Source organism: Rhodococcus ruber, from assembly GCF_016804345.1.
GTDB lineage: Bacteria > Actinomycetota > Actinomycetes > Mycobacteriales > Mycobacteriaceae > Rhodococcus > Rhodococcus ruber.
This window is the reverse complement of the sequence record NZ_CP044211.1, coordinates 493,522-519,109: the sequence shown is the minus strand read 5'-3', so window position 1 is coordinate 519,109 and position 25,588 is coordinate 493,522. Positions and strand designations below refer to the sequence as shown.

The following is a 25,588-nucleotide window of genomic DNA, read 5'->3' as shown; positions in this document are numbered from 1 at the left end:
CCGCGACCCGGAATCCGCTCGGGAACCACCGGGCGGATTCCGTCGCGCGAGTCACGCGCGACGGCTCAGTCCACCTCGTGCTCGGCCGGGTCGACCGGAGACTCGGCCACGGCCCGGAACCGGGCGAGGTCCTCGGGGTGGTGCCCCGGCTCGGCGGCCACGGACTCGACGAGCAACCGCAGTTGCCGCTCGAGCTCCGGTACGTGCTCGTCCCGGTCGGCGGCCCGCACATGGTCGGTCAGCATGCGCAGCACCCGCGCGACCGCGGTGGCCACGTGCAGTTGCCGCGGACACGCCTGCCGGATCTGCTCGAAGGCGTGCTCGACGTACTCCGGCGGGGACAGCATCCACGGGCGCAGCAGCACCCGGCCGTCGGCGCCGGCGACCGACAGCGGCGGCACCTCGGCGGTCAGGAGCGTCCGCAGCAGACTGCCGATGCGCAGGACCACCTCGGTCGCGGTGGTGGGGTCGTTGATCGCCGAACTGAGAGCGCGCAGGCCGATGTCGACCAGCTGGCGCAGCGCGAAATCCACGTCCTGCTGCATGGTGCGGGTGTCGGAGATCTCCACGGCGGCCTCGAGCCGGCGACGGACCCTGTCGGCACGGTCCGGGACCGGCCACACGCGCAACAGCACTTCGCCGCGATGAATGTAGGCGCCGGGACGCGTTTCCAGGCGCACCACCGTCGACGGGGGTACCGACGCGAGAAGATGCTCGGTCGGCGCCTGGGTCACCCAGCCGTCCCGGACCGCCGGAACCGTCATGATCGCGTCGGAAGCCGGCCGGGACACCGCCGCGGCCGGGCGTTCCGTGCGGCTCTCCCGAACCGCTGCGTCGAGCACCCCGTCCGCTTCGGTGGCGATCGTGCGCACCACCTCACCGACCTGCAGTCCGTGCGCGAGCCTGTCGAGATAGGCGACGATCAGGACGACGGTTGCCACCGTCAGCACCAGGGCCACGGTCATCGACACCCCCGGCGCCGGTTCGGCAGCCTCGGCTCCCACGTGCCGCAGCGTCAGCACGCAGTAGACGAACGTCGCCACGAGCATGCCGATCACCGTCTGGCTCACGCGGTCCCGGATGAACGAGCGCATCACCCGGGGCGAGAACTGGCTGCTGGCCAGCTGCAGGCTGACCACGGTCAGTGAGAACACCACCCCCGCCGTGGTGATCGTCGCGCCCGCCACGGTACTGAGCAGCCACGTCGCGCCGTTGCTGTTCATCTGCACGGCCCACCCCGCGACGTCGGTGGGGAGGGTGCGGTCGAGGTACGCGGTCACCTCGGCGAGGATCACCCCGGCAGCGACGATCAACGTCGGCAGCGCGAACAGGCTCTCGCGAAATCGGTACGCGGCAGCCGCCATACGCAGCTGCGGCAGCGGTCTCGGACGGGCACTCATACCCGTCGACGCTATCCGCTGACCAGCGTCCGGTCTCGGAACCCGCGGGCACTGCGCCGCCGGGACCCGCACCGGCGTGTAAAGAACTCGTCAGGACATCGACCGCGGGCATCAAGATTCCGTATGGATCGCCGTCGAGGGAAGCGCACGGTGCAACAGTGTGGTGCGGGGCGCCGATCGGCGCCTGATTCGTGTCTACGACAAGGGAAGACGACATGGCCGACGCCGCGTACGTGGTGCTGATCCTGGCTGGGTTCCTGGTGTGCGCTCTGGTCCTGCGTGCCCTGCACGCGCGAGGGGCGAACCGATGACCTGGGCGGGCGCGGCGAGTGTCGCGCTCGTCGTGATCGCGGTGGCACTCGTGGCGTACCTGCTGATCGCGCTGCTCGATCCGGAGAGGTTCTGACGATCCGATGACTCCAGCTGTTGCCGCGGGACTGCAGATCGCCCTGGTCGTCGCAGTCCTGGCATTGGCATACGTTCCGCTCGGTGACTACATGGCGAGGGTCTACACGACCGACACCGACCTCCGGTGGAAGGACCTGCGGATCGAGTCGCTGATGTACCGGGTGTGCCGGATCGATCCCCGCGCCGAGCAGACCTGGTACGGATACGCCGCAAGTGTGCTCGGCTTCTCCCTGGCGAGCGTGCTCTTCTTGTATCTCCTGCAGCGCGTTCAAGGCATCCTGCCGCTGAGCAACGGGCTGGCGGGGGTGAGCCCGGCCGTAGCGTTCAACACGGCCGTCTCGTTCGTCACCAACACCAACTGGCAGTCCTACGTGCCCGAGACGACGATGAGCCCACTCACCCAGTCCGCCGGGCTCGCGGTGCAGAACTTCGTCTCGGCGGCGGTGGGGATGGCGGTCGTGACCGCCCTGATCCGTGGTCTGGTGCGCGTCGGACGCGGCGGCGAGATCGGCAACTTCTGGGTGGACCTGGTCCGCGGGACCCTGCGGATCCTGCTACCGCTGGCATTCGTGATCGCCCTGATCCTGCTGAGCCAGGGCGTGATCCAGTCGTATCGCAGCGGCTTCACCGCGACCGGACTGGACGGCGACACGGTCACGAACGCGCTCGCGCCGGTTGCCTCGCAGGAGGCGATCAAGGAACTCGGCACCAACGGCGGCGGCGTCCTCGCCGCGAACTCGGCGCACCCGTTCGAGAATCCCACCCCCGTCATCAACATCGTCGAGATCCTCGCGATCCTGCTGATCCCGGTGGCGCTGACGCGCACGTTCGGCACGATGATCGGCAACCGACGGCAGGGCCTGACCGTCCTCGGCGTGATGGCGGTGCTCTACGGCACCGTCCTGGCGGTGGCGCTGGCCGCCGAATCCGGTACGCGGGGTGTGGCGGCGAACGCCGCCGGCGCGATGATGGAGGGCAAGGAAGTCCGGTTCGGGATTCCCGGTTCGGTGCTGTTCGCGGTGTCGACCACCGGCACGAGCACCGGTGCGGTGAACTCGGCGCACGACAGCATGTCCCCGCTGGGCGGCGGGGCCGTTCTGCTGAACATCCTGCTCGGCGAGATCGCGCCCGGCGGCGTCGGCACCGGCCTGTACGGCATGCTGGTGCTCGCGGTGCTCGCCGTGTTCGTCGGGGGCCTGCTCGTGGGGCGCACCCCCGAGTTCCTCGGTAAGAAGCTGCGCAGGCGCGAGATCACCCTTGCCGCGCTGACGGTCCTGGTCATGCCGGCCCTGGTACTCGTCGGCACCGGAATCACGGTGATCCTCTCGCCCACCACCGGGTATCTCGGCAACTCCGGGGACCCGGGCACGCCGGGCGCGATCCACGGCTTCACCGAGGTGCTCTATGCCTATGCCTCGGCGTCGAACAACAACGGCAGCGCGTTCGGCGGACTGACCGTCACGAGCGATTGGTTCCAGTCCTCGCTGGGGATGTGCATGCTGCTCGGGCGGTTCCTGCCGATCGTGTTCGTCCTGGCTCTGGCCGGCTCGCTCGCCTCCCAGCGGCGCACCCCGGCCGGGGCGGGCACGCTGCCCACCACCGGTGTGGCATTCGCCGGGCTGCTCACCGGAACCGTCGTACTGGTTGCGGCTCTCACCTTCTTCCCGGCCCTGGCCCTGGGCCCCGTCGCGGAGGCACTGCATTGACCGTCGATGTTCATTCCCACCGGGAGACGATCGCCTCCCGCCCGCATCGTGTCGGCGGGGGCGTGTTCAGCCCCCGTCAGCTGGCAGACGCCCTGCCGGGAGCGATCCGCAAGCTCGATCCCCGGCATGTGGCGCGGAATCCGGTGATGTTCGTCGTGCTGGTCGGGTCGGCGGTCGCCACCGTCGCGGCGATCGTCGAACCCACCCTGTTCGCCTGGTCGATCGCGGCGTGGCTGTGGTTCACCGTGCTCTTCGCCAACCTCGCCGAGTCGGTCGCCGAGGGGCGAGGCAAGGCGCAGGCGGCGAGCCTGCGAAAGGTCAAGCAGGACACGGCAGCCCGTCGCCTCACCGGTCCGGCCGCCGAGGAATCCGTATCGGCCACCGAGCTGCGCGTGGGCGATCTCGTCGTGGTGGAGACCGGTGGGACGATTCCCGGGGACGGCGACGTGATCGAGGGCATCGCCACGGTCGACGAGTCGGCGATCACCGGAGAATCCGCCCCGGTGATCCGCGAGTCGGGCGGCGACCGGTGCGCCGTCACCGGCGGCACCACCGTGCTCTCCGACCGCATCGTCGTGCGGATCACCGCCCCACCCGGGCAGACCTTCGTGGACCGGATGATCGCTCTCGTCGAAGGCGCCGCCCGGCAGAAGACCCCGAACGAGATCGCCCTGAACATCCTTCTCGCGGCGTTGACGATCGTGTTCCTGCTCGCGGTGGTCGCGATCGCTCCGATGAGCGCGTATGCCGGTGTCGAGCAGGGACCGGTCGAACTGATCGCGCTGCTGGTGTGCCTGATACCCACCACGATCGGAGCCCTGCTGTCCGCGATCGGCATCGCCGGCATGGATCGGCTGGTGCAGCGCAACGTGCTGGCCATGTCCGGCCGTGCCGTGGAGGCCGCCGGGGACATCGACACCCTGCTGCTGGACAAGACCGGAACCATCACCTACGGCAACCGCCGCGCCACCGCACTGCACCCGGCTCCCGGCATCACGGATGACGAAATAGCTTCCGCGGCAAGGATGTCGAGCCTGTCCGACGGTACCCCCGAGGGACGCAGCATCGTCGAACTCTGCGCCGAGCGGTACCACCTCGATCCGGGGCCGTCGGACGCCGAGCGCTCCGCCGAGTTCGTCGCCTTCACCGCGCACACCCGGATGAGCGGCCTCGACACCGTCGCCGACGCGGACACCCCGGTCCGAATCCGCAAGGGGGCCGCCGATGCGGTGAGCCGCTGGGTGGCCGAGGAGGGCGGACGGACGCCCGACGCGGTGAGCGCCGTCGTCGACGACATCGCCCGCGTCGGCGGAACGCCTCTGGTGGTGGCCCGGTGCGACGCCCGGGGCGCGTCGGTGGTCGGCGTCGTCGAACTGTCCGACGTCGTCAAACCGGGCATGGCACGGCGGTTCGCACAACTGCGCGCGATGGGCATCCGCACGGTGATGATCACCGGGGACAACCCGCTCACCGCGCGGGCGATCGCGGCCGAGGCGGGGGTCGACGACTACCTGGCCGAGGCGACTCCCGAGGACAAGCTGGCGCTGATCCGCTCGGAACAGCAGGGCGGACGGCTGGTCGCGATGACCGGCGACGGAACCAACGACGCGCCCGCCCTGGCACAGGCCGACGTCGGGGTGGCGATGAACACCGGCACCTCCGCGGCCAAGGAGGCGGGGAACATGGTCGACCTCGACTCCGATCCGACGAAGCTCATCGAAGTGGTCGAGATCGGCAAGCAGCTGCTCATCACGCGCGGGGCACTGACCACCTTCTCCCTGGCCAACGACCTGGCGAAGTACTTCGCGATCCTGCCCGCCCTCTTCAGCGGGATCTATCCGCAGCTGGCGGGGTTGAACATCATGGGACTGGCCACCCCGCAGTCCGCGATCCTGTCGGCGGTGATCTTCAATGCCCTGGTGATCGTGGCGCTGATACCGCTGGCCCTGAAGGGTGTGCGGTACCGGCCGGCGAACGCGTCGTCGCTGCTGGGGCGGAATCTGCTCGTCTACGGCCTCGGTGGGGTGATCACCCCGTTCGTCGGGATCTGGCTGATCGACCTCGTGGTGCGTCTGGGAATCGGGTGACACGGATGGGATTCGGGAACTTCTTCGCAGGATTGATCCGGCAGGTGCGGGCCGGCCTGCTGATGCTGGTCGCACTGACCGTGATCGTCGGAGCGGCCTATCCGGCGACGGTATGGGTGGTGGGACGACTCGGTGCGGCGAGCGCCGAGGGTTCGGCGCTGACCGACGCGAACGGGTGCGTGGTCGGCAGCCGGCTGATCGGCGTCGATCCGCAGGTCGCCGTCGGTGAGCCCGACCCGTTCTTCCACACGCGCGTCGTCGGCTCGGTCGCCGGCGGGGACGCATTCACCCCGGGCGACCCGGCCGCCGCCCTGCCGTCCAACCAAGGCCCCGGCAGCGAGGTGCTGGCCGCCTTCGTCGACGAGCGGCGTGCGGCGATCGCCGCACGCGAGCAGGTGCCGCCGCAGGCCGTTCCCGTCGATGCGGTCACCGGATCCGGCTCCGGCGTCGACCCCCACATCTCCCCTGCCTACGCCGCGGTGCAGGTGCCGCGGGTCGCGCGGGTCACCGGCATCCCCGAGCAATGGGTCCGCGAGCTGGTCGCCGCGCACACCGAGGGCCGGCAACTCGGGTTCCTCGGCGCCGAACGAGTGAACGTGCCCGAGCTGAACGTGGCCCTGGGACTGACTGCACCCGACTGCGACGAGGTCCCCTCGGGTGGATGATGGCGTCGTGACCGGTACCGCACGCACCGCCGTCCCCGAGGCGTCGCGCCGGGGACGGCTGCGGATCTACCTCGGTGCCGTCCCCGGCGCGGGAAAGACGTTCGCCATGCTGGGGGAGGCCCATCGGCGAATCGGCCGAGGCACCGACGTGGTGGTGGCGATCGTGAACACGCACGGGCGGGCGCGCACCACCGAGCAGCTGGCCGGCCTCGAGATCGTCCCGCCACGGCGGATGACGTACCGCGACACCGTGTTCGACGAACTCGACCTCGACGCCGTGCTGGCCCGCCGGCCGGCGGTCGCCCTGGTCGACGAACTCGCCCACACCAACGTGCCGGGCAGCCGGCACACCAAACGCTGGCAGGACGTCGAGGAACTGCTCGACGCGGGCATCGACGTCCTGTCCACGGTCAACATCCAGCACCTCGAGTCCCTCAACGACGTCGTCGAGCAGATCACCGGCGTGGTGCAACGCGAGACCGTGCCCGACGACGTCGTACGGCGCGCCGACCAGGTCGAGCTCGTCGACATCACCCCGCAGGCGCTGCAGCGGCGTCTCGCGCACGGCAACGTCTACGCGCCGGAGAACGTCGATGCCGCGCTGCGCAACTACTTCCGCGAAGGGAACCTGACCGCCCTGCGCGAGATCGCCCTGCTGTGGCTCGCCGATCAGGTCGACCTTGCGCTCGCGAAGTACCGCGGCGAACACGCCATCACCGACACCTGGGAGGCCCGCGAGCGCGTCGTCGTCGCCGTCACCGGCGGGCCCGAATCGGAGACCCTGGTGCGCCGGGCCAGCCGCATCGCCGCCAAGGCGAGCGCGGAGCTGATGGTCGTGCACGTCGTCCGGGGCGACGGCCTCACCGGTGTCTCGGCGCCGCAGATGGGAAAGGTCCGGACCCTCGCCGCGAGTCTGGGCGCCAGCCTGCACAGCGTCGTCGGCGACGACGTGCCCACCACGCTGCTCGACTTCGCGCGGGAGGTGAACGCGACCCACCTCGTGCTCGGCACGTCGCGGCGCCCGCGATGGGCCCGCATCCTCGACGAGGGCATCGGGGCGGCGGTCGTCCGCGACTCCGGCAGGATCGACGTGCACATGGTGACCCACGAGCACACGGCCCGAGGCCCGAAGATGGCGTTGCTGGGCCGCCACGAGCGGCGACTGCAGTCCTGGATCGCGGCAGCCGTCATCCCCCTCGTCGCGACCGCCCTGATGGCCGTGATCGACCGCCTCACCGGGGTGGCCGGCCAGAACGCGTTGTTCTTCGTCGTCGTGCTCGCCGTCGCCCTGTTCGGCGGAATCGGCCCCGCCGTCGTCGCGGCCCTGCTGTCCGGCCTGCTGCTCAACTTCTTCTTCACCGAACCGCGCTACAGCTTCACCATTGCCGAACCGGACAACTTCGTCACCACCGTGGTGCTGCTCGTCGTCGCCGTGGCGGTCGCCGCGCTGGTCGACGCCGCCGCGGCCCGGGCCCGCGAGGCGCGGCTCGCCGCGCAGGAGGCCGAACTGCTCGCCCTGTTCGCCGGCGCTGTCCTGCGCGGCGCGAACGTCCACAGCTTGCTCGACAAGGTCCGCGAGACCTACGGGCAGTCCGGTGTCGCGATCCTGCGTTCCGAGAACGGCCGCCGCCACGTCGTCGACCGCACCGGAACCACTCCGCCCGCCTCGGTCGACGAGGCCGATACCGTGTGCGAGATCGACGACGGCCGTCTTGCGCTACTGCTGTCCGGCCCAGGATTGCGACCCCGCGACCGCCGGATCCTCACCGCGGTCACCGGGCAGATCGCCGGGTTGATCCGCCAGGACGAACTCACCGCCGAAGCGGCGAAAGCCTCGGCCCTGGCCGAAACCGACCGTCTGCGGCGGCTGTTGCTGTCGGCGGTGAGCCACGACCTGCGCACCCCGCTCGCCGCCGTCAAGGCCGCCGTGTCCAGTCTGCGCAGCACCGACGTCGAATTCTCCGCCGAGGACACCGCGGAGCTGCTCGCGACGATCGAGGAGTCCACCGACCAGCTCACCGCCCTCGTGTCGAACCTGCTCGACTCCTCTCGGCTCGCGGCCGGGGTGGTCACGCCCGTCCTGCAGCCGCTCTACCTCGACGAGGTGCTGCACCGGGCCGTGGTCACGCTCTCGAGCGGCGGCCCGGACGCCGCCCGCCGGGTGCGCGAACGACTCGAGGTCGACGTCGGCGACACGATGATCGAGGCGGACAGCGGCCTGCTCGAACGAATCCTGGCCAACCTTCTCGACAATGCCCTGCGCTACGCGCCGACCGGCCCGATCCGGGTCGGTGCCGTCACTTCCGGTGACCGCACCACCGTCACCATCGCGGACTGCGGTCCCGGCCTCGGATCCGGCGACGCCGGCAACGTCTTCCCACGAATCGGCGACCACCGCAGCGGCGGGGCGGGGCTCGGATCGACCGTCGCGCGAGGATTCGCCGAAGCGATGAGCGGAACCGTCACCACCACCGAGACACCCGGCGGCGGGACGACCATGGTCGTCGAACTCGCGTCCGCGCAGCCGAGGGTGCCGCGATGACCCGCATACTCGTCGTCGACGACGAACCACAGATCCTGCGCGCGTTGCGCATCAACCTCACCGCACGCGGGTACGAGGTGATCACCGCCGGTGACGGACGCTCCGCCCTGCGGGCCGCCGCCCAGCAGCGTCCCGACGTGATCGTCCTCGACCTCGGACTACCCGACCTCGACGGGATCGAGGTGCTCGCCGGGCTGCACGGCTGGTGCACCGCCCCGGTCATCGTCCTCTCGGCACGTACCGATGCCCTCGACAAGGTGGCCGCTCTCGATGCCGGAGCCGACGACTACGTCACGAAGCCGTTCGGGATGGAGGAGTTCCTCGCCCGCATCCGCGCCGCGGTCCGCCGAGCCGGCACCATCTCGGGCACGACCGAACCGGCGATCGACACCGACGACTTCACCGTCGACCTCGCCGCGAAGAAGGTCACGCGCGACGGCGCACCGGTTCACCTGACTCCCACCGAGTGGGGGATGCTCGAGGTGCTGGTGCGCAACCGCGGAAAGCTCGTCGGGCAGCGCGAACTGCTGGAAGAGGTGTGGGGACCGTCCTACACGACCCAGACCCATTACCTGCGGGTGTATCTCACGCAGCTGCGGCGCAAACTCGAGCCCGATCCCGCCCATCCCCGGCACCTGCTCACCGAGCCGGGGATGGGATACCGCTTCGAACCTTGAGGCAGACCGCCCGAGTCGAAGTCGACGGTCCGAGCGGCACAGGACGGACGGCACAGGGCGGACGGCACGGGGCGGACGGCACGACGGATTCGCACCGAATTGTCGGTTCCGACCGGTACGAGGTCCTGCGCGGCGCTACCGTCGACGCATGTCAGCGGACGTTGCTGCGGCACCTGCGGCGCACCCCCACCTGTCTGCCCGGCCCCGCGGCCGCCTGAACTCGGTCCCGCACGTGGCGGGCCTGACCCTCGGGATCTTCGCCCTCGCGGTGGCGCTGTGGTCGCTCTCCCCCACCCTGCGCTACTTCGTCCACACCCCACGCGAATACGTCGACACCTACCTGTTCGACGCCCCCGACACCAGCCTGTCGTATGCACTGGTGCTCGGTCTGCTCGCGGCGGCCCTGGCCAGTCGCAAGCGGATCGCATGGTGGATTCTCACCGTGTACCTGGCCGGATTCGCGATCTACAACGGGTACGTGGCGGTGTCGGAGCGCGATATCGGCGCGGCGATCGGTCTCGTGGTGCAGGTCGCGGTGGTGGGGATCCTGCTCGCGGCGTACCCGGAGTTCTACACGCGGGTCCGTCGCGGCGCGGTGTGGAAATCGCTGGGTGTCCTCGTCGCCGGCCTGGCCGTCGGGACACTGATCGGGTGGGGCCTGGTGGAGCTGTTCCCCGGCACCCTGCCGTCCGACGAGCGGTTGCTGTGGGCGGTCAACCGGGTCACCGCCCTGTCCCTGCTCGACAACGATCAGTTCAGCGGGCGCCCACACGGATTCGTCAACACCCTGCTCGGCCTGCTGGGGGCGCTGGCGCTGATCGCGGCGGTGATCGTGGTGTTCCGGTCGCAACGGGCGACCAACGCACTGACCGGGAACGACGAATCCGCCATCCGGGGCCTGCTCGAGCGGAACGGCGACGATTCGCTGGGCTACTTCGCGACCCGGCGCGACAAGGCGGTGGTCTTCGCGCCCAGCGGTAAGGCCGCGGTGACCTACCGCGTGGAGGTCGGGGTGTGTCTCGCCAGTGGGGATCCCATCGGAAATCCGGAGGCGTGGCCGCACGCGATCGACGAGTGGCTCGCGCTCGCCCGGGGGTACGGCTGGGCGCCGGCGGTGATGGGGGCGAGCGAGGCCGGCGCCGGCGCCTATCGCCGGGCCGGTCTGTCGGTCCTGCAACTCGGCGACGAGGCCGTTCTCCACACCACGGGGTTCTCGCTGTCCGGCCGGGAGATGCGGCCCGTACGCCAAGCCGTGACGCGTGCGCACAAGCAGGGCGTGACGGTGCGTATCCGCCGGCACCGGGACGTTCCCGAGGCCGAAATGGCGCAGGCGATCCGCCTTTCCGACGACTGGCGCGACACCGAGACCGAACGCGGATTCTCGATGGCGCTCGGCCGGCTCGGGGATCCGCTCGACGGCCGGTGCGTGCTCGTGGAGGCGACGGTCCACGGCGAGGTGGTGGCGTTGCTGTCCCTCGTCCCGTGGGGGGCCGACGGCGTCTCGCTCGATCTGATGCGGCGGAATCCGCAGGCCCCCAACGGTGTCGTGGAGATGATGGTGTCGGAACTCGCTGCTCACGGCGGCGAGTTCGGGATCACCCGGATCTCGTTGAACTTCGCGGTGTTCCGCTCGGTGTTCGAGGAGGGCGCACGGATCGGCGCCGGTCCGGTGCTGCGGCTGTGGCGTTCGGTGCTGGTGTTCTTCTCCCGCTGGTGGCAGCTCGAGGCGCTGTACCGGTCCAACGTGAAGTACCAGCCCGAGTGGGTGCCCCGGTTCCTGTGCTTCGCCGACAACCGGGTGCTGCCCCGGGTCGGGATCGCGTCGGCGATCGCCGAGGGCTTCCTCACGCTGCCCAGCTTCGGCCGGGAGCGGAGCGCCCGCCGCCACACCGGAACCCAGACGTCCGCTCCTCCGGCGCTCGTCGAGACCGGCGCCCTGCGTGACGACGGCGGCGCCCCCGCCACCCTGCCGGCGCCGGAGTCGCGCACCGGACCCCGCCGTCCGGAGCAGGTGCGGGTGCGGATGGCGAAGCTCGAACGGCTCGAGGAGGCGGGCGTCGACCCGTATCCGGTGGCGAACCCGCCGTCGCACACCTGCGCGGCGACGGTGACCGCACCCGAGGGCACCGCGGTGCGGATCGCCGGTCGTATCCTGCGACTCCGCGACTTCGGCGGCGTGCTGTTCGCGGTGCTGCGGGACTGGTCGGGGGACGTGCAGATCCTGGTCGACCGCAGCCGCGTCGGCGGCCGCCGGTTCGTGTTCGACCTCGGCGACCTCGTCGAGGTGAGCGGGGTGACGGGCCGCAGTCGCAGCGGCGAGCTCTCGGTGCTCGCGGAGGACTGGCGGCTCGACGGCAAGTGCCTGCACCCGCTGCCCGACAAGTGGCGCGGCCTGACCGATCCGGAGGCTCGGGTGCGGCAGCGGTACGTCGACCTCGCGATCAACCGCACCGCGCGCCGGTTGCTCGCGGCGCGTAGCGCGGTGGTGCGGTCGCTGCGCGAGCAGCTGCAGGCGCGGGGCTACCTCGAGGTGGAGACCCCGATCCTGCAGCCCGTGCACGGCGGCGCCAACGCCGCCCCCTTCACCACCCACATCAACGCCTACGACCTCGACCTGTACCTGCGGATCGCACCCGAGCTGTACCTCAAACGCCTGTGCGTGGCGGGCATGGAACGGGTCTTCGAGATCGGCCGGGTGTTCCGCAACGAGGGGGCGGACTTCAAGCACAATCCGGAGTTCACGATTCTCGAGGCCTACGAGGCGCACGCGAACTACGAGGTCATGCGGGTGCTGGCCCGCGAGCTGATCCAGGCCGCGGCCGTCGCGGCCCACGGACGTGCGGTGATCGTCCGGCCCGGCCCCGACGGGACGCCCGTCGAGATCGACATCTCCGGCGAGTGGCCGGTGAAGACGTTCCACGGGGCGGTCTCGGACGCCCTCGGCACCGAGATCGACGCGCAGACACCGGTCGAGGAGTTGCGCCGGCTGTGCGACGAGCACGAGATCCCGTACAACCCCGAGTGGGACGCCGGTGCGACGGCGCAGGAGATGTACGAGCACCTCGTCGAATCCCGCACCGAATTCCCCACCTTCTACACCGACTTCCCCACCTCGGTGTCGCCGTTGACGCGCCCGCACCCGACGAAACCGCTCGTCGCGGCGAAGTGGGACCTCGTCGCCTGGGGGATCGAACTCGGCACGGCCTACAGCGAGCTGACCGACCCGATCGACCAGCGGGCCCGGCTCACCGAGCAGTCGCTGCTCGCCGCGGGAGGCGACGAGGAGGCGATGGAACTCGACGAGGACTTCCTGCAGGCGCTCGAACACGCCATGCCGCCCACCGGGGGTCTCGGCATGGGGGTCGACCGGATCGTCATGCTGATCACGGGCGGCAGCATCCGCGAGTCCCTCGCCTTCCCCCTCGCCAAGCCCCGCGCACGCCGGTGAGCACCCCGGTTTCACGTGAAACACCGGGTCGACCGAGCGCGCGATCGGTCGTCGTGCGATCGTGGTGACGTGCAGCTTCTCCTGATTCGACACGCCCTACCCGAGATCTCCCGGGTCAGCGAGGGACGCGCCGACCCGTCGCTGACCGAGGAGGGCCGCGCCCAGGCCGCGCGGCTGCCGACCGCGCTCGAGCCCTACCGGATTGCGCGGGTGTTCAGCAGCCCGCAACGCCGCGCCCTGGAGACGGCGGCGCCGCTCGCCGAGGCCCGCGGGCTTCCCGTCACCCGGCTCGAGGGCCTGGCGGAGTACGACTACCACCTCGACCACTACATTCCGTTCCACCTCGCGCAGGAGCTTGCCCCGGACGCCGTGGCACGCATCCGCGCAGGTCACCTCCCCGACTTCGTAGATGCGGACGAATTCCGCACCCGCGTTCTCGCCGCCACCCAGCACATCGTCGACACCTGCGCGCACGACGACACCGTCGCCGTGTTCGCCCACGGCGGCGTCGTCAACGTCCTGCTCCAGGACCTGCTCGGGCTCGACCGGCCGCTGATGTTCCCCATCGAGTACACATCGGTGACCCGCATCCTCGTCTCCCGCAACGGTGCCCGGCGGGCAGCCTCGGTCAACGAGACCGGGCACGTGCGCGACATGCTGCGCGTCTGATCCGTTCGCCGCAACCGGTGTGAACCGGCTCGGATCCGGGTATCGGTACGACGTGGGCGGAACCGCGACGAGGCGGCCGCCGCGAGGGCGTGGCAGCCGGGCGGAAGGTAGCCGTCGGGCCACGACCGCCGGCCGGTGTCGACGACGCCGGGCCCCCGAGATTCGACGAGCAGGAGATTGCCATGATGAGAGCTCTGACCTTCGCCGCCGGTGCCGCCGTGGGCTTCGTGCTGGGCACCAGGGCCGGGCGTGAGACCTACGAGAAGATGCGCGATCAGTCCGTTCAGCTGTGGAACAAGCCCGAGGTACAGCAGAAGGTCACCGAAGCGAAGGAGACCGTGCAGGAGAAGGCGCCCCAGGTGCAGGAGAAGGCCGGCGACCTGGCGAAGAAGGCCGCCGAGAAGGCGAACATCTCGGGAGGCGGCAACATGGCACCCGACGCCGCCGGCGGCGGGCCGGCCGTGACTCCCCCGGCCGCGGGCGCACCGATCGTCCCGCCTCCGAACGAGGGCAAGCACTCCCTCTAGCGGCCGGACGCAGACCGGCCCGGTGCCGCATCGGGTGAATTCCGGTGCGGCACCGCCGGGTGTAGTCGCGTTCCGAACGGGTACTCCGACCGCGTACAACGGAACGGCTCACCCCGACACGATCCCCCGATCGACACAGGAGGCGACATGACGCGACCCGACGGCGACGGCGACCCCGCCACCGCGGACACCGACAGCGGGTCCCGAGGTGCCGACGACGACGTCCTGTCCGATCCGGCCGAATGGGCCGGGGAAGGCGGCGCCACCGACGAGGGCCCGTCCACCGACGTCGAGAACGGCTGAGATCAGGCGCGCGCCGTCCGGGTTCGCAGCCGCTCGGCCCACTGCTCGGCGTCGTCCATACCGATCACCAGGGCGTCGCGCGCGTGTCCCGACAGTTCGACGCGCAGGGCGGGCTGTCCGCGCCGCACGGCGACGAGTTCGTTGCGTCCCCGCGCGCGCCAGGTGCCGATCTTGCGGGCACCCGGCAGCCCGAGGCCGGGAGCGCGCATTCCTCGCGTCGCGGCGAGACCGTCGGCGTGGACCTCGACGTCCCGGATGGCATCCAGGGGGACGTCGACGTCGCGGATCAGTCCCGCGATCTTCTCGAAGCGCGTGAAGCGCAGCGTCAGGACTCCGTGGTCGATGCTCAGCGTCGTCATGGCTCCCATTGTTCTCATTGCTGAGAACAATGTCAATCGTGAGAACATTGACGGGTGAGAGGAGACATGACCACCGCGGAACTGCTGTTGCATCCGGTGCGCCTGCGGATCGTCCAGGCGCTGCTCGGCGACCGCACCGCCACCACCGCGCAGCTACGTGCCCTCATCGACGACGTTCCCGCCGCCACCCTCTACCGGCAGATCGCGACGCTCACCGGCGCCGGAGTCCTCGACGTCGTCGCGCAGCGCCGCGTCCGCGGCGCGGTCGAACGCACCTACCGTCTCGTCGCCGAACGCGCGCACATAGACGGGCAGGAGGCGGTGACGATGAGCGCCGAGGACCATCGGCGTGCCTTCCTCGCCTTCACCGCGCAGCTGCTCGCCGACTTCGACGCGTACCTCGACGATCCCGAGCGACGGGATCCGGCCGAGGACGTCGTCGGATACCGGCAGGCAGCCCTCGATCTGACCGACGAGGAGGCCCTCGCCCTGGTCACCGAGATGCGGCAGCTGCTGACGCGCTACCTCGAGCTGGGCCCCGGCCCGGGCCGGCGCCGGCGGCTGCTGAGCACCGTCGTCGTACCGGCCCGCGACGTGTCGGGTCAGGAATCCGGGGAGCCATGACCGGCCGGCTCGGTCGTACCGGCTACGCGACGGCCGTGAGCGGATGGATCACCGGCGCCGCCGCGAGGTGCTCCCCCACCGTCGCCAGGGCGGACGTGACGTGCCGGGAGGTCATGTGCGCGTCGAGCGCCTCCTGACCCGACCAGACCTCGACCGTCACGAATGTGCCTGGCGCCGAGCCGGATTCGAAAAGTTCGTACGAGACGCAGCCGTCCTCGTCGCGACTCGCCGCGGCCAGCGCCACCAGCGCGCCCCGCACCGCGTCCTCCGAACCGGGCTTCGCCGGAATGGTCGCCACCACACGCAGTTCCGTCATTTCTCGACGGTACCGCGCGCGGCTGCCGTGCACGAGCGGCTCGGACGAGGAAGATGGTGCCCATGAGATCGCGGATCGCGGAGATGCGTCGATGGCGCGCAGGGACAGTGGTCCATCAGCGCCTGCACGACCTGACCGGGACGCTCGTCGTGGTCACCGGGGCGGGCAGCGGTATCGGCCGCGCGACGGCACGGGCGTTCGCCGACGTGGGGGCGATCGTCGTGGTCGCCGACCGCAACGTCGACACCGCCCGCGACACCGCCGAGCTGCTCAACGCGCCCCTCCCCGGCGCCGGGGGCTCGCGAGCGGTCTTCGGTGGCGGTGCGCACGCCTACGAACTCGACGTCGCCGACGAGGAGCAGGTGCGGCGGTTCGCCGCGACGGTCCGTTCCCAGCACGGCGTGCCGGACGTGGTCGTCAACAACGCCGGAATCGGCGTGATCGGCACGTTCACCGCCACCCCGCAGGAGACGTTCGAGCACGTCATGGACGTCAACTTCTGGGGCGTGGTGTACGGGTGCCGGGCGTTCGGGGACCAGATGCTCGAGCGCGGCACCGGCGGGCACATCGTCAACGTCGCCTCGGCGGCCGCGTTCACCCCGCAGAAGAGCCTCGTCGCCTACTCGACGAGCAAGGCCGCGGTCCTGATGTTCACCGAGTGCCTGCGGGCGGAACTGATGGTCCACGGGATCGGGGTGAGCGCGATCTGTCCGGGGCTCGTGGGCACGAACCTGGTTCCCGGTGCCGAGATGGTGGGCCTCGGCGCACCGGAGCAGCGCACGCTCCGCGAGCGGGTCACGGCGCTGTACCGCACGCGCAGCTATCCGCCGTACAAGGTCGGCGAGGCGATCGTCGCCGCGGTGCGGCACAACCGGGCACTGGTGACCGTGACGCCGGAAGCGAAGACCCGGCGGTGGGTGAGCCGCCTCGCCCCGGAGGCGATGCGATTCGGTGCCCGCTTCGAGCCGGACCGCTGAGCGCCGCGCGTCCCCGCCCGTGCGCGGCGAACTCGATCGTTGTCGGCGGCGGCCACGCACCGCTCAGGAGATGACCGTGGACGGGTACCGCCGTGCCCGGAACCGTGGTCACCGGGGAGAGCCGGACCGGGCGGTGGGGCCTCTCCGGGCGGAGTCCCGGCTCGGGCCTGCCGGTAACCTGACCCTGTGCCGGATCGTCCGATTCTCGTCAGTGCCTGCCTGGCCGGCGTGCCGTGCCGGTACAACGCGGAGGCCCGGCCGGACGAGGACGTGGTCGCCGACGTGGCCGCCGGACGCGCGATCGCCGTGTGTGCGGAGGTGCTGGGCGGACTCCCCACGCCGCGCCCACCCGCCGAGATCGTCGGCGGCGACGGTCGAGACGTCCTTGCCGGCCGAGCACGCGTCGTCACCGACACCGGAGCGGACATGACCGATCCGTTCGTCCGTGGGGCCGAGATCGTCGCCGGGATCGCCGCCGAGCACGACGTGCGCGAGGCGGTCCTGCAGGCACGCAGTCCCTCCTGTGGCTGCGGAGCGATCTACGACGGAACGCATTCGGGGACCGTGACCGACGGCGACGGCGTGCTCGCCGCTCTGCTCGCCGCGCGCGGCATCACCGTGCGCGCGCGACGCGGCTCGCGGACCTGACGGCCCGTCAGACCTTGGAAGCCAGCCAGTTCCGCAGCCACGTCGTGGCCGAGGTGCCGTTCGGTTCGACCGCGTAATTGGTGTAGTCCTGGTGGATCTGCGACTCGTAGAACTTCCGGATCTTGATCTCGCGCTCGTCGTTGGCCTGCTCGGTGAGCTGGGACTGCAGGATGGGGAGCCCGCCCGCGCTCATCAGATCCAGGTAGATCGCGTCGGCCTCGGCACGATACCGGTCGACGGCGGACGGGTCGCCCCCGGAGGCCATCGCGAGGAAACCCGCAGCGCGGGTGACGAAATCGTCCTTGGGTGTCGAGCAGTACAGGTCGCCGACGGCGCAGAAGGTGCGGACGTCGCCGCTGACGAACCCGAACCCGCCGATGCGGGGCCCGCCGGCGCCGTTGCCCGCGACGGGCGGTCCGATCAGGATGTCCGCCTCGGAACGACGGGGGTCGGAGAGCAGGCCGACCGCGGCGAGCCGATGCGGCGGGACCACTCCGAAGCCGGTGCCGATCTCGGCGGCGAGATCGCCGGCCGCGTCGGCGCCCTGGCTGTAGCCGACGAGCGCGAACCGCGCCTCGGGGCACGCGGCCGCCGTCGCGGCGACGATGCCGCGGGCATTGTCGACGGCCTGCTGCCGCGACACACCGTAGACCTCGCCCTCCCACGGGAACGCCGTCGCGGCGTACCGGACGTAGTCGACCCGGGCCCCGGGGGGAAGATTGGAGGTGACCGCCGCGAGCATGCCGTTGCCTCGCTGCGGTGCAGGCGTGTTCGACGTTTCCCACGTGCCCGGCACGGCGACGACCTGGAGCTTCGGGCACCCGGCCGGATCGGCCTGGACCGCGGGAGCCGTCACCGCCGACCCCACTACGGTGGCCGCGGCGACCGCTACCAGCGTCAACACACTTCTCAGCCCCACCGCAGCCCCCTGAGGTCTCCTGCCGATCTCGACGTCGTCACGAAATGATGCACATGCAATATGACACAGAGATGAACGAGACGGGAGACCCCCTTTACTCCCGCAGGACGGTCACCGCTCCCCCGCCGATGTTGGTGACGAACACGTTCCCCGCCCCGTAGTCGACGGCCGTCCCCACGGTGCCGCGGTCGACGACTCGTTGCAGCTGCCCCGGACGGTCCACGACGGTCACCGCCGAGGCGCCGATGTTGGTGACGAAGACGTTGCCGGTCAAAGGATCCGTGACCACGACACCGGGAGGCAGCACCTCCGGCGGCAGCGGACCGGCCGCCGCATCGTGGTCCGCGACCGTCACGTGGCCGGCGCCGATGTTCGTCACGTAGACACCGTCCGTACCGGCGTCGAGCGTGAGTTCCGGGGTGAGATGCGCGAGCGGCGAGGCCGCCGGGCTCGGCGCGGACGGCGGGGGACCCGCCAGGACCCGATCGCGGTCGACGGTGACCGTACCGACGCCGAGATTGGTGACCGCGACGTTGCCGTTACCGCCGTCCACACGCATCTCCACCGGCGCGCCGGACGGCGCCGCAGCGGCGGCCGGGTGCGGTGGAACGGACACGGACACGGCACCCGGCCCCAGGTTGGTGATGCACGAATTACCCGCTCCCCCATCGACTCCGAGAAGTCGCAGGCCGTCGTACCCGGCCACCGGCGGCGCCTGCGGAACGCCGTCGACGGTCACGGCACCGCCGACGTTGCGCACACATTCGCCGGGGACCTGCGCCCCCGCTGGGGCGGCACTCAGGGCCGCCACGGTCCCGGCGCCGAGGATGCCCGCCGCAAGTGATCGTCTCGTGATGCGGTGACCCCTGCGCATCGTGATGCGGTGACCCATGCGCACGACCATAACGCGCGAACCGTCCCGAACGGACGAAACGGGAAGGGCGCGCCCACCGGATTTCCGGCGGGCGCGCCCCGCGCGCTCAGCGCTGTCGCAATCCAGCGCTCAGCGCTGTCGCAATCCAGCGCTCAGCGCTGTCACATTCGAGCGCTCAGCGCTGTCACATTCGAGCGCTCAGCGCTGTCACATTCGAGCGCTCAGCGCTGTCACATTCGAGCGCTCAGCGCTGTCACATTCGAGCGCTCAGCGCTGCGGCATCGTGGTGGTGGTGATCGGCGAAGGGAGCACCGTCGCACCCTCGAGGTATTGATCGACCGCCGCGGCGCAGGAACGACCCTCCGCGATGGCCCACACGATGAGCGACTGGCCGCGGCCCATGTCACCGGCGACGAAGACGCCGTCGACGTTGGTGGCCCATTCCTTGGAGCGGGCGACGTTGCCGCGCTCGTTGAGGTCCACGCCCAGGTCGGTGAGCAGGCCCGGCTTCTCGGGGCCGACGAAGCCCATGGCCAGGAGCACCAGGTCGGCTTCGAGCTCGAAGTCGGTCCCCTCGACCTTCTCGAAGCGGCCGTTCACCATCTTCACCTCGTGCGCCTTCAGGGCGGCGACCTTGCCGTCCTTGCCGACGAACTGCTCGGTGTTGACGGAGAACACGCGCTCGCCGCCCTCCTCGTGCGCGGAGGACACCCGGTACATCAGCGGGTAGGTCGGCCACGGCGTCGATTCGGCGCGCTCCTCCGGGGGGCGCGGCATGATCTCGAACTGGTGCACGCTGGCCGCGCCCTGACGGTGCGAGGTGCCGAGGCAGTCGGCGCCGGTGTCACCGCCACCGATGATGACGACCTTCTTGCCCTTCGCCGTGATGGTCGGCTCCGGCAGGTCGCCGAGCTGCACCCGGTTGGCGATCGGCAGGAACTCCATCGCCTGGTGGATGCCGTCCAGCTCACGCCCGGGAATCGGCAGGTCGCGGGCCTCGGTGGCGCCACCGGCGAGCACGACCGCGTCGAACTGCTCCCGCAGCTGATCGGCAGTGATGTCGACACCGACGTTCACGCCCGTCTCGAAGACGGTGCCCTCGGCCTCCATCTGCGCCAGACGGCGATCGATGACGGCCTTCTCCATCTTGAACTCGGGGATGCCGTAGCGCAGCAGACCACCGATGCGGTCCTCGCGCTCGAACACGGTCACCGAGTGGCCGGCGCGGGTGAGCTGCTGCGCCGCAGCCAGACCCGCCGGGCCGGAGCCCACGACCGCGACCTTGCGGCCCGTCAGCTTCGACGGCATGACCGGTGCGACCCAGCCCTCGTCGAAGGCCTTCTCGATGAGTTCGACCTCGACCTGCTTGATGGTCACCGGGTCCTGGTTGATGCCCAGGACGCAGGAGGCCTCACACGGCGCGGGGCACAGCCGGCCGGTGAACTCCGGGAAGTTGTTGGTGGCGTGCAGGCGTTCGATGCCGTCGTTCCACTTGCCCTTGTAGGCCAGGTCGTTCCACTCGGGAATCAGGTTTCCGAGGGGGCAACCGTTGTGGCAGAACGGGATACCGCAGTCCATGCAGCGGCTGGCCTGGACCTGGAGGGTGTCGAGCGGGAACGGCTCGTACACCTCCTTCCAGTCGAGCAGCCGCAGCGGAACGGGCCGGCGAACCGGCGTCTCCCGCGAGCCGTGCTTGAGGAAGCCGCTTGGATCACCCACGAGCCGCCTCCATGATCGCCTCGTCCACGTTCGCGCCTCGAATCTCGGCGTCCTTGATAGCCATGAGTACCTTCTTGTAATCGCGAGGCATGACCTTCGCGAAGTGGCTGACCTGCTGCGACCAGTCGGCCAGGATGCGGGCTGCAACCTCGGAGCCCGTTTCGTCACGATGGCGCTCGATGGCGCCCTTGAGCCAGAGGAAGTCCTCGCCCTCGAGGTCCTCGAGATCGACCAGCTCGGTGTTCAGGTTCGCCTCGAAGTCGCGGTCCGGGTTGTACACGAACGCGACACCGCCGGACATGCCGGCGCCGAAGTTGCGGCCGGTCTTGCCCAGGATGACGACCTTGCCACCGGTCATGTACTCGCAGCCGTGGTCGCCGACGCCTTCGACGACGGCCGTGGCACCCGAGTTGCGCACCGCGAACCGCTCACCCGCCACGCCGCGGATGAGGGCCTCGCCACTGGTGGCGCCGAACAGGATCACGTTGCCGGCGACGATGTTGTCCTCGGCGACGAAGCCCGGCGCCGCGTTGAGCGGCGGGCGGACGACGATCCGGCCGCCGGACAGGCCCTTGCCGACGAAGTCGTTGGCGTCGCCGAACAGCCGCAGCGTGATGCCCTTGGGCACGAACGCGCCGAAGCTGTTGCCGGCCGAACCGGTGAACGTGATGTCGATCGTGTTGTCCGGCAAGCCTTCCCCGCCGTACACCTTGGTGAGCTCGTGGCCGAGCATGGTGCCGACGGTGCGGTTGACGTTGGCGATCTTGGTCTCGATCGTCACCGGCGTACCCGACTCGAGAGCCGGCCGCGCCTGGGTGATGAGCTCGTTGTCGAGCGCCTTGTCCAGCGCGTGGTCCTGTTCCTTGGTGCAGTGCAGGTCCTGCTCGCAGAAGATCGGCGAACGGGTCTGCTCGAGCAGCGGCGACAGGTCCAGCTTCGAGGCACGGTAGTGGTCGACGGCCTTGGTGGTGTCGAGCATGTCGACGCGCCCGATGGCCTCGTCGAGGGAACGGAAGCCCAGCTCGGCCAGGTATTCGCGCACCTCTTCGGCGATGTAGAGCATGAAGTTCTCGACGAACTCCGGCTTGCCGGTGAAGCGCTTGCGCAGCACCGGATTCTGCGTCGCCACACCCACCGGGCAGGTGTCGAGATGGCACACGCGCATCATGATGCAACCGGACACCACCAGCGGAGCGGTGGCGAAGCCGAACTCCTCACCGCCGAGCAGGGCGGCGACGACGACGTCGCGGCCGGTCTTCATCTGCCCGTCCACCTGCACGACGATGCGGTCGCGCAGACCGTTGAGCAGCAGCGTCTGCTGCGTCTCGGCGAGACCGAGCTCCCACGGCGCACCCGCGTGCTTGAGCGAGGTCAGCGGGGACGCGCCGGTGCCGCCGTCGTGACCGGAGATCAGCACCACATCGGCGTGCGCCTTCGACACACCCGCCGCGACGGTGCCGACACCGATCTCGGAGACCAGCTTCACGTGGATGCGGGCCTGCGGGTTGGCGTTCTTCAGGTCGTGGATCAGCTGCGCGAGATCCTCGATCGAGTAGATGTCGTGGTGCGGCGGGGGCGAGATCAGGCCCACACCCGGCGTCGAGCCACGCACCTCGGCGACCCACGGGTACACCTTGTGCGGCGGCAGCTGCCCGCCCTCACCCGGCTTGGCGCCCTGCGCCATCTTGATCTGGATGTCGGTGCAGTTGGTCAGGTAGTGCGCGGTGACACCGAACCGGCCGGAGGCGACCTGCTTGATCGCCGAGCGCCGCCAGTCGCCGTTCTCGTCCGGGGTGAAGCGGTCCGGATGTTCGCCGCCCTCACCGGAGTTCGAGCGGCCGCCGAGACGGTTCATCGCGATCGCGAGGGTCTCGTGCGCCTCCGCGGAGATCGAGCCGTAGCTCATCGCGCCCGTGGAGAACCGCTTGACGATCTCGCTGGCCGGCTCGACCTCCTCGAGCGGCACCGCCGGGCGCTCTCCCGTGCGGAACTCGAACAGGCCGCGCAGCGACGCGAGCCGCTCCGACTGGTCGTCGACGAGCTGGGTGTACTCCTTGAAGATCGAGTACTGCCCGGTGCGGGTGGCGTGCTGGAGCTTGAACACCGTGTCCGGGTTGAACAGGTGGTACTCGCCCTCGCGGCGCCACTGGTACTCGCCGCCGACCTCGAGCTCGCGGTGGGCGTGCTCGGAGGGACGGTCCATGAAGGCGAGCGAGTGCCGGGCGGCGACGTCCTGCGCGATCTCGTCGAGGCCGATGCCGCCGAGCTGCGACTGCATCCCGGTGAAGTACTCGTCGACGATCTCCTGCGAGAGGCCGATCACCTGGAAGAGCTGGGCACCGGTGTAGGAGGCGAGGGTGGAGATGCCCATCTTGGACATCACCTTGAGCACGCCCTTCGACGCGGCCTTGATGTAGTTCGCGAGGGCCTTGTCGAGGGTGATGCCGTCCGGCAGGTCGCCGTTCTGCAGCAGCTCGTCGATGGTCTCGAAGGCCATGTACGGGTTCACCACGGCCGCACCGAAACCGCACAGCGCGGCGATGTGGTGCACCTCGCGGGCGTCGCCGGCCTCGACCAGCAGCCCCACCTTGGTGCGGGTCTTCTCGCGGACGAGATGGTGGTGCACCGCCGAGGTGAGCAGCAGCGACGGGATCGGCGCGAGGTTCTCGTCGGACTCCCGGTCCGAGAGCACGATCAGGCGAGCGCCCCCGTCGATGGCCTCGGAGACCTGGCCGCGGATGTTCTCGAGCGCGCGGCGCAGGCCCTCGCCGCCCTCGGCGACGGGGTACAGACCGCGGATGATGACGCTGTTGAAGCCGGGGAACTGCCCGTCGTCGTTGACGTGGATCAGCTTCTGCAGGTCGTCGTTGTCGATGACCGGGGCCGAGATCAGGATCTGCCGGCACGATTCGGCGGTGGGGTTCAGCAGGTCGCCCTCGGGGCCGAGCATGCCGCCGAGGCTGGTGACGACCTCTTCCCGGATCGCGTCGAGCGGCGGGTTGGTGACCTGCGCGAACAACTGCGAGAAGTAGTCGAACAGCATGCGCGGACGCGAGGAGAGCACCGCGATGGGAGTGTCGGTGCCCATCGAACCGAGCGCCTCACCGCCCGTCGCCGCCATCGGCTTGACGAGGAGGTGGACCTCTTCGTTCGTGTAGCCGAACACCTGCTGGCGCAGCACGACCCGCTCGTGGGACATGTAGGTGTACTTGCTCTCGGGCAGATCCTCGAGCCGCGCGATGCCCTGGTCGATCCACTCCTGGTAGGGGTGCTCGGCGGCGAGGGCGCTCTTGATCTCCTCGTCGTCGATGATGCGGCCCTGCGAGGTGTCGACGAGGAACATGCGGCCGGGCTGCATGCGCAGCTTGCGCACGACCTTCTGCGGCTCGATGTCGAGCACGCCCACCTCGGAGGCCATGACGACGAGGCCGTCCTCGGTGACCCACACCCGCGACGGGCGCAGGCCGTTGCGGTCGAGGACGGCGCCGACGACGGTGCCGTCGGTGAAGCACACCGACGCCGGGCCGTCCCACGGCTCCATCAGGGCAGCGTGGTACTCGTAGAACGCGCGGCGGGCCGGGTCCATGGACTCGTGCCGCTCCCACGCCTCGGGGATCATCATGAGCACGGCGTGCGGCAGGCTGCGGCCGCCGAGGTGCAGGAGCTCGAGCACCTCGTCGAAGCGGGCGGTGTCGGACGCGCCCTCGGTGCAGACCGGGAAGATCTTGTCGAGCTTCTCGCGGCCGCCGAACACGTCGGAATCGATGAGCGCCTCGCGGGCACGCATCCAGTTGGCGTTGCCGGTGACGGTGTTGATCTCGCCGTTGTGGGCGACGCGGCGGAACGGGTGCGCGAGCGGCCACGACGGGAAGGTGTTGGTGGAGAAGCGCGAGTGCACCAGGCCCAGTGCCGACTCGACGCGCTCGTCCTGCAGATCGCGGTAGAAGCCCTCGAGCTGCGGCGTGGTGAGCATGCCCTTGTAGACGAAGGTCGACGCCGACAGGCTGGGGAAGTACACCGTCTCGCTGCCGGGGCCGTCCTGGCCGGCGCCCTCGCTGCCGAGCTCGTGCTCGGTACGCTTGCGGACCACATAGGCCCGGCGCTCGAGGTCGAGACCGCCGAGGGTGCGGTCGGGCGAGGTGAGGAAGATCTGACGGAAGCTCGGCATGGCCTGCTTCGCCAGCGTGCCCAGGTCGGAGGGGTCGACGGGAACCTCGCGCCAGCCGAGGACCTGCAGGCCCTCCTCGGCGACGATCGCGTCGACGGCGGCGACGGCCTCGTCGGCGGCCTTCTCGTCCTGGGGCAGGAACGCGATACCGGTGGCGTAGAAGCCGGCGGGCGGCAGGTCGAAGTCGACGACCTCACGGAAGTAGCGGTCCGGAACCTGGATGAGGATGCCGGCACCGTCACCGGTGTTGGACTCGGAGCCCGCGGCACCGCGGTGCTCGAGGTTCACCAGCGCGGTGATCGCCTTCTCCACGATGTCCCGGCTGCGGCGACCATGCATGTCGACGACGAATGCGACACCGCAGGCGTCGTGCTCGTTCGCCGGGTGGTAGAGCCCTTGCGGCCCGGGAAGATGCTTCATACCTAGCCTTCGTTGCGTTTGATTGCAGCGACGACCAGCAGCGCTGATGGCCATCTACTTGCGTGAGCAAGTACCGACACGTGGTGGATCGGCACCGATCACCGTTCAGTATCCGCCCTTCCGCGACGATGC

At 70.1% G+C, this 25,588-nt stretch carries 20 protein-coding genes; 13 read left to right on the top strand and 7 right to left on the bottom strand.

Translation table 11 applies throughout. The features are described 5' to 3' along the window. Positions 1 to 65: 65 nt before the first annotated feature. Positions 66 to 1,364 (bottom strand): DUF2254 domain-containing protein, encoded by a 1,299-nt coding sequence (locus F1734_RS02395; RefSeq protein WP_010595502.1) that lies wholly within the window; start codon positions 1,362 to 1,364, stop codon positions 66 to 68. A 343-nt stretch (positions 1,365 to 1,707) separates the two neighbouring features. Between F1734_RS02395 and kdpF the strand changes: the two genes are divergently transcribed. The 10 genes from kdpF (at position 1,708) to F1734_RS02345 (ending at position 14,432) form a co-directional block, all read left to right on the top strand. After that, a complete protein-coding gene (kdpF, locus tag F1734_RS02390) occupies positions 1,708 to 1,806 on the top strand; it encodes a K(+)-transporting ATPase subunit F (RefSeq protein ID WP_017681113.1) in 99 nt (32 codons plus the stop codon). Positions 1,807 to 1,813: 7 nt separating this feature from the next. Continuing rightward, positions 1,814 to 3,514 carry a potassium-transporting ATPase subunit KdpA gene (gene kdpA, locus F1734_RS02385; protein WP_203011315.1) on the top strand — a complete coding sequence of 567 codons (1,701 nt, stop codon included), beginning with the start codon at positions 1,814 to 1,816 and terminating at the stop codon, positions 3,512 to 3,514. Beyond that, complete coding sequence (kdpB, locus tag F1734_RS02380; RefSeq protein WP_040273148.1) at positions 3,511 to 5,601, top strand: potassium-transporting ATPase subunit KdpB; 2,091 nt, start codon at positions 3,511 to 3,513, stop codon at positions 5,599 to 5,601. The genes kdpA and kdpB overlap by 4 nt, the downstream gene beginning before the upstream one ends. A 5-nt stretch (positions 5,602 to 5,606) precedes the next feature. Then, complete coding sequence (locus F1734_RS02375) at positions 5,607 to 6,266, top strand: potassium-transporting ATPase subunit C (RefSeq protein WP_010595499.1); 660 nt, start codon at positions 5,607 to 5,609, stop codon at positions 6,264 to 6,266. 7 nt (positions 6,267 to 6,273) lie between these two features. Continuing rightward, positions 6,274 to 8,808: a sensor histidine kinase gene (locus F1734_RS02370; protein ID WP_203011314.1), complete on the top strand. Its 2,535-nt coding sequence runs from the start codon at positions 6,274 to 6,276 to the stop codon at positions 8,806 to 8,808. Further along, positions 8,805 to 9,485: a response regulator gene (locus tag F1734_RS02365; protein WP_010595497.1), complete on the top strand. Its 681-nt coding sequence runs from the start codon at positions 8,805 to 8,807 to the stop codon at positions 9,483 to 9,485. Before F1734_RS02370 ends, F1734_RS02365 begins: the two co-directional genes overlap by 4 nt. Positions 9,486 to 9,633: 148 nt before the next feature. Further along, the gene (lysX, locus tag F1734_RS02360; protein WP_203011313.1) at positions 9,634 to 12,933 is read left to right on the top strand and encodes a bifunctional lysylphosphatidylglycerol synthetase/lysine--tRNA ligase LysX; all 3,300 of its coding nucleotides are present in this window, start codon (positions 9,634 to 9,636) and stop codon (positions 12,931 to 12,933) included. A gap of 69 nt (positions 12,934 to 13,002) precedes the next feature. Further along, positions 13,003 to 13,602 carry a histidine phosphatase family protein gene (locus F1734_RS02355; protein WP_040273143.1) on the top strand — a complete coding sequence of 200 codons (600 nt, stop codon included), beginning with the start codon at positions 13,003 to 13,005 and terminating at the stop codon, positions 13,600 to 13,602. 182 nt (positions 13,603 to 13,784) lie between these two features. Beyond that, entirely contained in the window at positions 13,785 to 14,129 is a 345-nt protein-coding gene (locus F1734_RS02350; protein ID WP_010595494.1) for a YtxH domain-containing protein, read from the top strand. Positions 14,130 to 14,276: 147 nt separating this feature from the next. Beyond that, positions 14,277 to 14,432, top strand: coding sequence for a hypothetical protein (locus F1734_RS02345; protein WP_003936594.1), 156 nt, complete (start codon positions 14,277 to 14,279; stop codon positions 14,430 to 14,432). A gap of 2 nt (positions 14,433 to 14,434) precedes the next feature. Here the strand turns inward: F1734_RS02345 and F1734_RS02340 are convergent, their stop codons facing one another. Beyond that, entirely contained in the window at positions 14,435 to 14,791 is a 357-nt protein-coding gene (locus F1734_RS02340) for a hypothetical protein (RefSeq protein ID WP_010595493.1), read from the bottom strand. 66 nt (positions 14,792 to 14,857) lie between these two features. On the opposite strand from F1734_RS02340, the gene F1734_RS02335 reads away from it, so the two are divergent. Further along, a complete protein-coding gene (locus F1734_RS02335) occupies positions 14,858 to 15,415 on the top strand; it encodes a helix-turn-helix domain-containing protein (protein ID WP_140188137.1) in 558 nt (185 codons plus the stop codon). 22 nt (positions 15,416 to 15,437) lie between these two features. Here the strand turns inward: F1734_RS02335 and F1734_RS02330 are convergent, their stop codons facing one another. Beyond that, entirely contained in the window at positions 15,438 to 15,731 is a 294-nt protein-coding gene (locus F1734_RS02330; RefSeq protein WP_010595491.1) for a putative quinol monooxygenase, read from the bottom strand. 62 nt (positions 15,732 to 15,793) lie between these two features. On the opposite strand from F1734_RS02330, the gene F1734_RS02325 reads away from it, so the two are divergent. Together F1734_RS02325 and F1734_RS02320 are read left to right on the top strand one after the other, a co-directional pair. Continuing rightward, on the top strand, positions 15,794 to 16,708 hold the full coding sequence (locus F1734_RS02325) for an SDR family NAD(P)-dependent oxidoreductase (RefSeq protein WP_029540121.1): 915 nt from the start codon (positions 15,794 to 15,796) through the stop codon (positions 16,706 to 16,708). Between the two features lie 186 nt (positions 16,709 to 16,894). Further along, positions 16,895 to 17,356: a 2-thiouracil desulfurase family protein gene (locus F1734_RS02320; RefSeq protein ID WP_010595489.1), complete on the top strand. Its 462-nt coding sequence runs from the start codon at positions 16,895 to 16,897 to the stop codon at positions 17,354 to 17,356. Positions 17,357 to 17,363: 7 nt separating this feature from the next. On the opposite strand, the gene F1734_RS02315 is transcribed toward F1734_RS02320, so the two are convergent. From F1734_RS02315 to gltB, 4 genes are all read right to left on the bottom strand, one after another. Further along, positions 17,364 to 18,257, bottom strand: a complete 894-nt coding sequence (locus tag F1734_RS02315) for a cutinase family protein (RefSeq protein WP_230831591.1) — start codon at positions 18,255 to 18,257, stop codon at positions 17,364 to 17,366. A gap of 112 nt (positions 18,258 to 18,369) precedes the next feature. Then, a complete protein-coding gene (locus F1734_RS02310; protein ID WP_225223008.1) occupies positions 18,370 to 19,167 on the bottom strand; it encodes a YncE family protein in 798 nt (265 codons plus the stop codon). Between the two features lie 249 nt (positions 19,168 to 19,416). Beyond that, entirely contained in the window at positions 19,417 to 20,868 is a 1,452-nt protein-coding gene (locus F1734_RS02305; RefSeq protein ID WP_010595485.1) for a glutamate synthase subunit beta, read from the bottom strand. After that, a complete protein-coding gene (gene gltB, locus F1734_RS02300; protein ID WP_010595484.1) occupies positions 20,861 to 25,456 on the bottom strand; it encodes a glutamate synthase large subunit in 4,596 nt (1,531 codons plus the stop codon). The genes F1734_RS02305 and gltB overlap by 8 nt, the downstream gene beginning before the upstream one ends. Between the last annotated feature and the right edge of the window lie 132 nt (positions 25,457 to 25,588).